This window comes from Methylibium sp. (assembly GCF_013817365.1).
Taxonomy (GTDB): Bacteria; Pseudomonadota; Gammaproteobacteria; order Burkholderiales; family Burkholderiaceae_C; genus Methylibium.
The window spans coordinates 1-11,292 of sequence record NZ_JACDCU010000084.1 but is presented as its reverse complement, the minus strand read 5'-3'; the positions used below and the strand labels follow the sequence as shown (position 1 = coordinate 11,292).

Genomic DNA, 11,292 nt, shown 5'->3' with positions numbered 1-11,292 from the left:
CATGGGGGTCGAGGCGGTGCGTCGCCAGCGCACGGCCACGCTGGCGCGGCCGGTGTTCTGCGTGCACTGCCGCAGCGTGACGCGGCGCGTCTCGACCAACGTGGTCGATTGCGAAGGCTGCGGCCGCGCGCTCTTCGTGCGCGACCACTTCTCGCGCCGGCTCGGCGCCTACATGGGCTTCCAGGTCGATGCCGAGGCGCCGGGTCAGCGGCCTGCAGTCCAGGAGGTGTATCCATGAGCGCTCAGGCGACGATGCCAGCGCTGATTTACAAGGTCCGCGAGCTGGCGGCCGATGTGCGCGAGTTCACCCTGGTGCCGGGCGAGGGTCGCGAGTTCCCGGTCTACTCCGCCGGAAGCCATGTCGTCGTCGGGCTGCCGCTCGGCGCGCGCACGCAGCGCAATGCCTATTCGCTGCTCGGCGACCCGGCACAGCGCGACCGCTGGCGCATCGCCGTGCGCCGCCAGCAGCCTTCGCGTGGCGGCTCGGCCTGGCTGCATGACGAGGCGCGGCCGGGGCTGCGGCTCGAGTTGTCGGCGCCGCTCAATCTTTTTGCGCTGGTGCGCACCGCACGCCACCACGTGTTGGTGGCCGGCGGCATCGGCATCACGCCCATCCTGTCGATGGCGCGCGAGCTGGCCCGGCTCGGCGCCTCCTTCGAGGTGCACTACGCCTGCCGCGGCGTCGACAACGCCGTGTTCAGCGACGAACTCGAGCCGCTCGCCGGCGGGCGCCTGAATCTGCACGACAGCGAGCGCTCCGGCCGGCTCGACTTCGACGCGCTGCTGGCCCGCCAGTCGCTCGGCAGCCACCTCTACATCTGCGGGCCGCAAGGCATGGTCGAAGACTGCATGCAGGCCGGCGCGCGCCAGGGCTGGCCGGCCAGCCACCTGCACAGCGAGCAGTTCCTCGCGCCGCCCCATGGCCTGCCCTTCGAAGTGGAGCTGGCGCTGAGCAAGAAGCGCTTCACGGTGCCGGCCGATCTGTCGCTGCTCGAGGCGATCGAGCAGCAAGGCATCGAAGCACCCTCGCTGTGCCGCGGCGGCGCCTGCGGCCAGTGCGAGCTGGAGGTGCTGGACACCACGGGAACCTTGATCCACCACGACCTCTGCCTGAGCCGTGAGGACCGCGCCGCCGGCCGCAAGCTGATGCCCTGCGTGTCGCGCCTGGACCGCGGCTGCGTGGTCCTCAAGCTCTGATCGAACGACCTACCCTCGCAAGGACTGCAGCGAAAGCAGCGCACGCCATGGCCATCGCCTTCAAGACCGAATCCTTTCGCGACGATTTCAGCTACCGCAATTCGCCGGAGGCGATCCGGCGCTTTCCGTTTCCGTTCGCGCAAGACAGCTACATGTACTCGATCAACACCGAGCCGCATGCGGGCGGTGCGGTCGGTTCGGTTTTAGAACATGCCTTCGACATCGACGAGCACTACATCAGCGAATGCCAGGACCGGCGCCTCACGCTCGAGCGCGACCCGGCTCGTTGCCAGTCGCTGCCGCACATGCTCGACGCCGAGTGGGACACGCTCGAGCTGATGATGACGGCGCTGGCGCGCGACTATCCCCAGCACTTCACACTGCTGCGCAACGGCGATCGCTGGACCTGGGGCAACCGGCCGCTGGGCATCCGCCAGTCCTTCGTGTTCGGCGACGCTTCGACCTTGCCGCATCCGCCCTTCGAATACATCACCCGTCAGGGCCAGGGCGACTTCGTCATCATGGACCAGCGTGAGGGCAATCTGTTCGCCGACGCCGGCATGGTCACCTCGCAGGCCGACTGGTCGCTCAGCTTCGACCTCGGCATGAACTTCATGGAATGGCATGCGCCGGTGCCGCTGGCGCACGGCATGGGCATTTTCGAGCGCGTGCTCAAGTACCTGTTGATGCTGCAGCAAGGCCGCCCGGTGAGGCGCCTGAACTGGACCATGACCATCAACCCGCGTCTGGACACTTCGCCCGAAACCTACCCCGAATGGGGCCAGGACCGCGCCAGCGTGACGCCCGACAACGCCGGCCACAAGGCCCATCTTCGGGTCGAGCTGCAGACCCTGTTCAGGCTGCCGCGCAGCAACGCCATGCTGTTCGGCATTCGCTGCTACCTGGCGAGCCTGGAGGATCTCGCGACCTACCCGCGCTGGGCCATGCGGCTGCACCGCGTGCTCGGCTCGCTGCCGCCGGAGCTGGTCGAGTACAAGGGGTTGACGCGCTACAGGCCGGCGGTGCTGCAGTGGCTGGCCGCGCATGACGACGGCCGGGCACTCGCGCTCGGCACGCAGCCGGAGTGAGGTGCCGCCGCAACCCTCACCCCGACCCTCTCCCGCACGCGGGAGAGGGAGCAAGGCAAAAGCTCCCTCTGCCCGGTACGCCGGGAAGAGGGTTGGGGTGAGGGGTTGCCCGCATCACTCGTCAGCCACCTCGCAGCGGCCCGGTCCGAGCGAGGCAGCCTGCTGCGCCGCCTTGCGTGCGGCCTCCAGCATGGCCTCGACGTTGCCGTAGCGCGCCGCGCCGATGGCGATGCCGCAGGCGACCGGCACGCGCTCCTCGATCTCGCCGCGGCGCAGGGGCGCAGCGAGCGAGCGCAGCAGTCGTTCGGCACTGCGCGAAGCCGCCGCAATGACCTCGCCGGCCGCCGGCAGCGTGCCCCCGCTGCCTTCGTAAAAGTCGGTCATCAACACGCTGAACTGCCAGTTGCCGAGGTAGGCGACGGCCGCGCCCGGCCCGCGCACGGCGCCGAAGCGGCTGGCCAGTTCGAGCAGTGCCTCGTCAGCGGCGGGCGCGGTCGCCGAAACGCCGGGCCGGGCGCCCAGATCGAGCCACAGCAGCGCACACGGGTAGCCGTGCAACTTCGCATGCTGCAGCACATGCTCGGCGAGGCGTTCGAACACGGCGCGGTCCACCAGACCTGCGCGCGCCTCGAACCAGCTCGCGCGCTGCTCGCTGCCTTGCTGCTGGCTGGCGTCGGTGATGAAACCCTCGACCGCGAGGAACTCGCCCTGCGCCGAGAACACGCCGCGGCCCTGCTCCCAGACCCAGCGCTGACAGCCGTGGGCGTCGGTGATGCGGTAAGAAATCTGGTACGGCTCGTGCAGCGCGAGCTGGGTCTGCACCTGCGCCCAGACGTAGTCGCGGTCGAGCGGATCGATCAGACTGCCGTAGGCCAGGCGGTGGTTGTCGACCAGATCGAAGGGTTCGTAGCCGGTGAGCTCGAGGCAGCCGTCGCTCACGAAATCCATCGTCCAGTCGCGGTCGTTGCGGCCGCGGTAGACCATGCCCGGCACATTGGCCAGCAGGGTGTTGAGGTAGCGGCGCGTCGAGCCCAGGCCCTCTTCCACGCGCTTGCGGCGCGTCACCTCGCTCATCGTACCGACCATGCCGATCAGGTCGCCGTCGGGCAGGGTGCAGGAGCGCGCGCTGAGCAGCACCCAGTTGACGCTGCCGTCGGCCGCCACCAGACGCAGCTCGGAATCCAGATGGTCGAGCTGGCCGCGGCCGATGGCGAGCAACGCGGCCTCGGCGCCGGCGCGGTCGTCGGGGTGGACCACCGAGCAGAGCTTGGCGCCTGCGCTGCGCGCCACCGTGCGGCCGGTGAGCCGCTCCCAGGCGCGGTTCACGTAGACGATGGCACCCTGCGCATCGGTCTTGAAGAGCAGCAGATCGAGCTGATCGAACACCACCGACAGCGAGTCTTCGACCACGCGGCGCGCGTCGCTTCCCGCCTGCTGCGCGCCGAGCTGGATCAGCAGGCCGCCCGAGGGCAGGCGCGAGAGGCTCGCATGGGCCTTGACCAGGCTGCCGCCGGCGCGCACCAGGCGCAGCACGCCCTCGGCACCGGACGAATGCTCGCTCGCCGCGGCGGTGGTCAGGCTGGCGAACAGCGCGTGATCGACCGGATGCAGCAGATTGGTGAAGGGCAGGCCGACCACCTCGTCGCTGCGGTCGCGCAAACCCAGCAGGGTGAGGAAAGCCTGGTTGGCCACGTGCACCACCGCGCCCTGCACCGTGACCGTGGGCGTCGAGATGCTCTGGGCCAGCGAGCCGGCCCACAGGAGCTGCTCCCGGTCGGCCGGCGCCGCAGGCCGGCGTCGAAGCCGCCACGGCGCGCCCGCCAACCGCAGCAGGCCCAGCAGCAGCAGCGGACCGGCAAGGCCCACGGCCAGAGGCAGGCCGATCAGGCCCGCACCGCCATGCCATGATCCGATGACGATGGCAAAGAACAGACTCAGCAGCCAGGCCGAAAAGGCATAGAGGGCCATCAGTGATCGTCTCGTCGTTCAGCCCGAGCGGGCGTTATCCCTTGTATGCGGCCCTGGCCGCGGTGCTGGCGCTGTGCGCGCTGCTCGCCGGCCTGAGCCTGTGGGGCAGCATCGAAAACCAGCGCCAGCTCGATGCCGGCGTCAGCCAGTTGCTGCAGCGCTGCAGCACACGCGGCGTTGATGCGACCTGCCAGGCCGCCGCAACCCTGCATCTCACGCTGGAGCGGCGCACCGCAGTCATGCTGCTCCTGCAGGGGCTGGCCTTCGTGCTCATTCTTGCCGGCACCGCGCTGATTGCCCACCGGGGTTATCACGTGCTGGTGCGGCGCACCCGAAGCGCGCTGGAACTGTGCACCCCCTCTGCCCGGGAACGCGGGCGCGACGAGATCGAGCGGTTGATCGAAAGCCTGGCCGAACTCACCGCACGCCAGGCCGGCCTGCAAGCCGAAGACCGCTGGCAGCAGCAGCTCGATGCCGCCCAGCTGCGCCGCAACGCCGTGGCCCTGCACACGCTGCATCAGGCCATGCGCATGTTCGGCCAGGGCGACGTTTCAGAAGCCGGCCTGCTGCAGGCGCTGCGGCTGCTCGAGGCCGCGCTCGGCGCGCAGACCGTGGCCGTGCAGTTGCACGGCGGCGCCCGCGAGGCGCTGGGCGCTGCTGCCGTGGTGGCCACGCGCGGCGAGCCCAAACTTATGGCGCGGCTTGCCCAGGCCGCGCCCGCCACGCACGACACGGGCGCGCGCGTGGTGCCGCCGAGCGCGGAGTTCCCGGCCCAGAGCCTGGTGGTGCCGCTGTCTCGCCACGGCGTGCCGCTGGGCACGCTGATCGCCGAGTTTGCCGACACGGCGCGCATCGACGAGCCGCAGACTCAGCTGGCCGAGACCGTCGCCCAACTCGCCGGCCTGGCCATCTCCAGCCTGAGCCGCAGCCAGGAGGAGCGCCGCGTGGCGCTCATGGAAGAGCGCGGCGCCATCGCCGCGGAGCTGCACGACTCGCTGGCGCAGTCGCTCGCCTTCATGAAGATCCAGGTCGCGCGCCTGCAGGCCGGGCTGGCGGAGGAAGGCACGCCCTCGCCGCAGGTGAGCCAGGCGGCGGCCGAACTGCGCGAGGGGCTCTCGGCCGCTTACCACGAGGTGCGCGAACTGATCGCCGCCTTTCGCGTGCGCATGGGTCCGGGCGGGCTGCGCGTGGCGGTGCAGGACGCCATTGCCGACTTCAGCCAGCGCAGCGATCTGCAGATCAGCTTCGACGACCAGATGGGCAAATGCCAGCTCGAGGTGAACGAAGAGTTCCACGTGCTGCAACTGGTGCGTGAAGCCATCGCCAACGCGGTGCGCCACGCCCGCGCCGAGCATGTGTGGGTGTGCGCGAGCTACCGCGCCGGCCACCAGTTCGTCGTCACCGTCGACGACGACGGCGGCGGCCTGGACAGTGGCAACAGTGCCAGCAGCCACTACGGCCTGAGCATCATGCGCGAACGCGCGCGCTCGCTGCACGGCGAAATGAGCCTCGAGCCGCGCGAAGGCGGCGGCACGCGCGTGCGCCTCGCCTTCGCGCCGCAGCGCTTTCCGATCGACGCGCCCGACCCCGAGACGACCGCATGAACACGCGCATCCTCAGAACCGTGGGAGCTACGGCATGACGCTCAAGAGGACACCCATGCTTGCCGCGCAGGGCACCGAGCTGGTCGGCGACGTTCGCCGCCTGATCGTCGAGGCCAAAGCTGGGCTGGCGACGACAGTCAACGCGGCCTTGACGATGCTCTATTGGCGTATCGGACAGCGCATCCGCAACGAAGTGCTGGGCGGTGAACGCGCCGGCTACGGCGAGCAGATCGTCGTGTCCTTGGCGCGGCAGTTGGAAGCGGAACACGGGCACGGCTTCGGAGCCAAGAACCTGCGCCACATGCTGCGTTTCGCGGAGGTGTTCGAGGCCGAGGAGATTGTCTACGCGCTGAGTAGACATTTGAGCTGGACGCACCTGCGCAGCCTGATCTACATCGACGACCCGCTCAAGCGTGAGTTCTATCTGCAGATGTGCCGCAGCGAAGGCTGGAGCACCCGCACCTTGCAAGGCCGACTCGACTCGATGCTGTTCGAGCGCAGCGTACTGTCGCGCAAGGCCGACGAGCTGCTGAGCGCAGAACTCGCAGCCCTGCGCGAGCAGGACGAATTGGGCCCGAACCTCGTGCTCAAGGACCCCTACATCCTCGACTTCCTCGGCCTGCACGACCGTTACCTCGAAAAGGACCTCGAAGACGCGATCCTGCGCGAACTGGAAAATTTCTTGCTCGAGATGGGCGCAGGCTTCAGCTTCGTCGCCCGCCAGAAACGGCTGCAGATCGACAACGACGACTTTTACATCGACCTGCTGCTCTACAACCGCCGCCTGAAGCGCCTGGTGGCCATCGAGCTCAAGCTCGGCGAATTCAAGGCTGCCGACAAGGGCCAGATGGAGCTCTACCTGCGCTGGCTTGCCAAGCACGAGCAAGAGCCCGGCGAAGCGCCGCCGCTCGGCATCATCCTGTGCACCGGCAAGAAGCGCGAGCAGATCGAACTGCTGGAACTCGACGCGACCGGCATCCATGTGGCCGAATACCTGACCGGGCTGCCGCCACGGCAATTGCTGGAGCAAAAGCTGCACGAGGCGGTGGCGCTGTCGAAGGCGAGGCTGGAGAACCGTGCGGGCCAGGCGGGCGGCGCAGCTGAGGGTGAGGCGTGATGACGGCTGGGCGCTACCCAGGGATCGACGCGCCCGCCGCAAACGAGACCCCCGCATGAACACGCGCATCCTGCTGATCGACGACCACCCGCTGTTCCGCAAGGGACTGGCGCAACTGGTGCAGGCGGGCGAGGGGCTGGAGCTCGCCGGCGACGTGAGCGACGGCGCCAGCGGCGTGGCGCTGGCGCAGCAGCTCGACCCCGACCTGATCCTGGTCGACCTGAACATGAAACCGCTCGGCGGCATCGACACCGTGCGCGCCCTCAAGGCCGCTGGCGTGCGCGCGCGCTGCATCATCCTGACCGTGTCGGACGACGAGCGCGACGTGCTGGCCGCCATGCGCGCCGGCGCCGACGGCTACCTGCTCAAGGACATGGAGCCCGAGGAGCTGTACCTGCAACTCCAGCAGGCTGCCGCCGGCGCCGTGGTGCTGGGCAGCAGCGTGGCCGGCCTGCTGGCCCACGCCCTCACCGCGCCACCCGGCACGCCGCAGAGCATCGACCTGACCGAACGCGAGCGCGAGATCCTGAGCCTCATCGCCCGCGGCCTGAGCAACAAGGAGATCGCGCGGGAACTCGGCATCTCGGACGCGACGGTGAAGGTGCACATCAAGCACCTGCTACGCAAGCTGAATCTGAAGAGTCGGCTGGAGGCGGCGGTGTGGGCGTTGCAGAGTCCGGTGTTCAAGGCGATGCAGGGGTAGCGGGCGGCATGCAGGTCGAGCGCCGCATATGCTCAATCAAGAAGAGACGTCGGTGGCGGGATCCACATTACACTGCACAGAATTCTGCAATCAAGGAGCAACCATGGGCTTTGCTGCGAGCGACGTCGTGCCATTCACCCAGGCACGCGCCAACCTCTCCGATCTGGCTGACCAAGTGAAGGCGGGCGCCGAAAAAATCATCACCAAGAACGGTGAGAGCTACGTCGCCCTGATCGACTCTGATCGGCTCGACTACTACCACCGGCTGGAACGCGAGCGCATTCATCTGCTGCTGATCGAGGATGCCCGACGCGGGCTGGAAGACATCGCCGCCGGCCGCACACAAGATGCCGACGCCGCCATCGCCAAGCTGCAGCAGCGCCGTGCAGGCGCCAGGGTCTCGGCCAAGCCCGCCAAAAAGCGTGGCTGAAAATCTTTACCGGGTCGAGCTGACCGCGAGCTTCCTGGAGCGGCTGGACTCGATCGAAGCCTTTCTCACGGAAGCCGGCGCGGCCTTCGCCTACGACAAGCTTCTCGACGAACTGCGGGCGACGGTCATCCCGAATCTGCGCCGCTTCCCCAGAATCGGCCGTCGCTACCTCGATCGACCGCCGCAGTCCGCTGAAGCATTGGCCCAGCTCGCCGCACTGCCAGCAGGCGCCGCAAGCGCCCTGCGCGAGTACCTGAGCGGGGACTACCTGATCCTGTATGCGGAGGCAGAAACCGATGAGGCGGTGTACTTGCTGTCCATCCGCCACCACCGGCAACTGTCGTTCGACTTTGCGCGGCTCTGGCCGAGTGCTTAAAGAAGGGATCCGCTGATGTCGGTCATGGTGCAGCGCTTGGAGCAAGCGACGCCGGTCAGAAGCGGCGTTTTACGGCGCGCATGCTGGCGAGGGTTGAAGTCGAGCCCGGTCCTCGCTGTGAGGCAGCGCCCAAGCTACCCCCAAGGGAGTACTCCCTCATAGGAATTGTTCGAGCCGCCAGGCCGCTCGATGATGAGTTCACGCAGACGGGCCACGGCCCTTCTACCGATGCAGACCGAATGCCGCCACACCGCATCCCCCGGTCTCGAACTCTCGTCATCGAGGACACCCCCCCATGCCGTGGCGCCTGCTCAGATTCGCCGTCTCCAAGAAGCACCCGGAGCCGCGCATGTTCACGAGCCACGCCAAGCTCGAGCCGAGCTACGACGTGGTCATCATCGGCGCCGGCGGCCACGGTCTCGCAGCGGCCTACTACCTGGCGCGTGACCACGGCATCACCAACGTGGCGGTGCTCGAGAAGGGCTACATCGGCGGGGGCAACACCGGGCGCAACACCACCATCATCCGCTCGAACTACCTCACGCCCGAGGGCGTGAAGTTCTACGACACCTCGGTGCAGCTCTGGAAAGACCTCTCCACCGAGTTCGACCTCAACCTCTTCTATTCCACGCGCGGCCACTACACGCTGGCCCACACCGACTCGGCCATGCGCACCATGCGCTGGCGGGCCGAGGTCAACAAGCACTTCGGCATCGACTCCGAAGTGGTCGATGCGCAAGACGTGCAGCGCGCGTCGCCGCAGATGGACCTGAGCTGCGGCGGCCATGCGCCGATCATGGGCGCGCTGTACCACGCGCCCGGCGCGGTGGCGCGGCACGACGCCGTGGCTTGGGGCTACGGCCGCGGCGCAGACCAGCGCGGCGTGCAGATCCACCAGCAGACCGCCGTGAAGGGCATCGAGCTCAAGGGCGGCAAGGTCACCGGCGTGCACACCAGCCGCGGCTTCATCTCCACGCCCAAGGTGCTGTGCTGCGTGGCCGGCTCCACGCCGCGGGTGACCGACATGATCGGCATCCGCACGCCGATCTACGTGCATCCGCTGCAGGCCATGGTGAGCGAGCCGATGAAGCCCTGGCTCGACCCGATCCTTGTTTCCGGCAGCCTGCACATCTACGTGAGCCAGAGCGCGCGCGGCGAGTTGGTGATGGGCGCCTCGCTCGATCCCTACGAGGTGCAATCGACGCGCTCCACGCTCGATTTCGTGGAGGGCCTCTCGGCCCACATGCTCGACATGTTCCCCTTCCTCTCGCACGCCAAGGTCGTGCGCCAGTGGGCCGGCATGGCAGACATGACACCCGACTTCGCGCCGATCATGGGCAAGACACCGGTCGAAGGCTTCTACCTCGACGCCGGCTGGGGCACCTGGGGCTTCAAGGCCACGCCGGTGTCGGGCAAGTCGATGGCGCACACCGTCGCGAACGACTCGCCGCACCCGCTCATCACCGGCTTCTCGCTCGACCGCTTCCGCAACTACGCCCTCACCGGCGAAAAAGGCGCGGCCAGCGTCGGCCATTGATGAGCACCGCCTCCGAGGACCTGCATTCATGAAGCTGCTGACCTGCCCGGTGAACGGAAGCCGCCCCGTCTCCGAGTTCGTGTGCTGGGGCGAGATCCGCCCCGAGCCGCCCGACATGTGCACCGACGACCAGTGGGCCGACTACGTGTTCAACCGCAACGGCGCACCCGGCAGCAAGACCGAGTGGTGGTGCCACACGCCGTCGAACACCTGGTTCCTCGCTCAGCGCGACACCGAGGCCGACCACGTGAGCCGCACCTGGCTGCCCGGGGACCCGGCATGAGCCCCGCCCGGCCGCCCGAAGGGGCGAATTCCCTCTCGGAGGGACGGCGCGCAGCGCCGAGGGTGCACTCATGAACCGTCTGGCCACGCCGCAGCCCGACGAGTGGCTGGACCGCAGCCGCCCGCTGCGCTTCAGCTTCGAAGGTCGCGACCATCAAGGCCTGGCCGGCGACACCGTGGCCAGCGCCTTGTGGGCCGCGGGCCAGCGCACGCTCGGGCGCAGCTTCAAGTACCACCGCCCGCGCGGCGTGCTCTCGTGTGCCAACCACGACGTCAACGTGATGCTGCAGGACGGCCAGCGCCTCAACGTGCGCGGCGACGTGGAGCCGCTGCGCGAAGGCATGGCGCTTTCGGCAGTCAACACCTTCGGCGGGCTCGAGCACGACCGCGCGCGGGTGCTCAACCACTTGTCGGCGTTCTTGCCGGTCGGCTTCTACTACAAGGCCTTCCTCAGCAAGCGCTTGTTCCCGCTGTGGGAGCGCATGTTCCGCCGCACCACCGGCCTGGGCAAGCTCGACTTCGCCACGCCGCATGTGCGCACCGCCAAGCGCTACGACTTCTGCGATGTGCTGGTGGTAGGAGCCGGGCCGTCGGGTCTGAGCGCGGCGCTCGCCGCGGCCGAGGCCGGCGCGCGGGTGGTGGTGGTCGACGAGAACCGCCAGGGCGGTGGCAGCGGCTTGTTCCAGCTCGGCCAGAGTGCGGAGCGCCGGCTGCACACGCGTCGGCTGCTCGACGCGGTGCAGGCCCATGTCAGCATCCGCCTTTTCACCGGCACCACGGCGGCTGCCTACTACGCCGATCAGTGGCTGCCATTGGTCGATGCCGACAAGCTCACCAAAATGCGCGCCAAGGCGGTGGTCATTGCCAGCGGCGCCTTCGAGCAGCCGGCGGTGTTCCGCCACAACGACCTGCCGGGCGTGATGCTCGGCTCGGCGATGCAGCGGCTGATTTATCGGCATGCCGTGCTGCCGGCCCGGCGCACCGTCGTGC

General features: G+C 68.5%; 12 protein-coding genes. 11 read left to right on the top strand and 1 reads right to left on the bottom strand.

Annotation, left to right across the window (positions count from 1 at the left end; all coding sequences use genetic code 11):
- The 3 genes from H0W38_RS07535 to H0W38_RS07525 all read left to right on the top strand — a co-directional run.
- On the top strand, positions 1-238 hold a 238-nt coding region (locus H0W38_RS07535; protein ID WP_292452590.1), incomplete at its 5' end, for a dimethylamine monooxygenase subunit DmmA family protein.
- Positions 235-1,197, top strand: coding sequence for a PDR/VanB family oxidoreductase (locus H0W38_RS07530; RefSeq protein ID WP_292452589.1), 963 nt, complete (start codon positions 235-237; stop codon positions 1,195-1,197). The genes H0W38_RS07535 and H0W38_RS07530, both read left to right, overlap by 4 nt.
- Before the next feature lie 47 nt (positions 1,198-1,244).
- The gene (locus H0W38_RS07525; protein ID WP_292452588.1) at positions 1,245-2,285 is read left to right on the top strand and encodes a DUF3445 domain-containing protein; all 1,041 of its coding nucleotides are present in this window, start codon (positions 1,245-1,247) and stop codon (positions 2,283-2,285) included.
- A 114-nt stretch (positions 2,286-2,399) separates the two neighbouring features.
- On the opposite strand, the gene H0W38_RS07520 is transcribed toward H0W38_RS07525, so the two are convergent.
- Positions 2,400-4,253 carry a PAS domain-containing protein gene (locus H0W38_RS07520; protein WP_292452586.1) on the bottom strand — a complete coding sequence of 618 codons (1,854 nt, stop codon included), beginning with the start codon at positions 4,251-4,253 and terminating at the stop codon, positions 2,400-2,402.
- Positions 4,254-4,255: 2 nt separating this feature from the next.
- On the opposite strand from H0W38_RS07520, the gene H0W38_RS07515 reads away from it, so the two are divergent.
- The 8 genes from H0W38_RS07515 to H0W38_RS07480 form a co-directional block, all read left to right on the top strand.
- Entirely contained in the window at positions 4,256-5,857 is a 1,602-nt protein-coding gene (locus tag H0W38_RS07515; protein ID WP_292452584.1) for an ATP-binding protein, read from the top strand.
- Between the two features lie 34 nt (positions 5,858-5,891).
- The gene (locus tag H0W38_RS07510) at positions 5,892-6,974 is read left to right on the top strand and encodes a PDDEXK nuclease domain-containing protein (RefSeq protein ID WP_292452582.1); all 1,083 of its coding nucleotides are present in this window, start codon (positions 5,892-5,894) and stop codon (positions 6,972-6,974) included.
- Between the two features lie 55 nt (positions 6,975-7,029).
- A complete protein-coding gene (narL, locus tag H0W38_RS07505; RefSeq protein ID WP_292452580.1) occupies positions 7,030-7,677 on the top strand; it encodes a two-component system response regulator NarL in 648 nt (215 codons plus the stop codon).
- Between the two features lie 103 nt (positions 7,678-7,780).
- Positions 7,781-8,107, top strand: coding sequence for a type II toxin-antitoxin system Phd/YefM family antitoxin (locus tag H0W38_RS07500; protein WP_292452592.1), 327 nt, complete (start codon positions 7,781-7,783; stop codon positions 8,105-8,107).
- A complete protein-coding gene (locus H0W38_RS07495) occupies positions 8,100-8,483 on the top strand; it encodes a type II toxin-antitoxin system RelE/ParE family toxin (RefSeq protein ID WP_292452578.1) in 384 nt (127 codons plus the stop codon). The genes H0W38_RS07500 and H0W38_RS07495 overlap by 8 nt, the downstream gene beginning before the upstream one ends.
- Before the next feature lie 295 nt (positions 8,484-8,778).
- Positions 8,779-10,020 (top strand): FAD-dependent oxidoreductase, encoded by a 1,242-nt coding sequence (locus H0W38_RS07490; RefSeq protein WP_292452576.1) that lies wholly within the window; start codon positions 8,779-8,781, stop codon positions 10,018-10,020.
- A 28-nt stretch (positions 10,021-10,048) separates the two neighbouring features.
- A complete protein-coding gene (locus H0W38_RS07485) occupies positions 10,049-10,303 on the top strand; it encodes a sarcosine oxidase subunit delta (protein WP_292452574.1) in 255 nt (84 codons plus the stop codon).
- Between the two features lie 70 nt (positions 10,304-10,373).
- Positions 10,374-11,292: FAD-dependent oxidoreductase (locus H0W38_RS07480; RefSeq protein ID WP_292452572.1), on the top strand; the 919-nt coding region annotated here is incomplete at its 3' end.

Bases quoted from the DNA above. Each gene is read 5' to 3' on its own strand.
- H0W38_RS07530 (WP_292452589.1), top strand. From the start codon at position 235: ATGAGCGCTCAGGCGACGATGCCAGCGCTGATTTACAAGGTCCGCGAG.
- H0W38_RS07525 (WP_292452588.1), top strand. From the start codon at position 1,245: ATGGCCATCGCCTTCAAGACCGAATCCTTTCGCGACGATTTCAGCTAC.
- H0W38_RS07520 (WP_292452586.1), bottom strand. From the start codon at position 4,253: ATGGCCCTCTATGCCTTTTCGGCCTGGCTGCTGAGTCTGTTCTTTGCC.
- H0W38_RS07510 (WP_292452582.1), top strand. From the start codon at position 5,892: ATGACGCTCAAGAGGACACCCATGCTTGCCGCGCAGGGCACCGAGCTG.
- narL (WP_292452580.1), top strand. From the start codon at position 7,030: ATGAACACGCGCATCCTGCTGATCGACGACCACCCGCTGTTCCGCAAG.
- H0W38_RS07500 (WP_292452592.1), top strand. From the start codon at position 7,781: ATGGGCTTTGCTGCGAGCGACGTCGTGCCATTCACCCAGGCACGCGCC.
- H0W38_RS07490 (WP_292452576.1), top strand. From the start codon at position 8,779: ATGCCGTGGCGCCTGCTCAGATTCGCCGTCTCCAAGAAGCACCCGGAG.
- H0W38_RS07485 (WP_292452574.1), top strand. From the start codon at position 10,049: ATGAAGCTGCTGACCTGCCCGGTGAACGGAAGCCGCCCCGTCTCCGAG.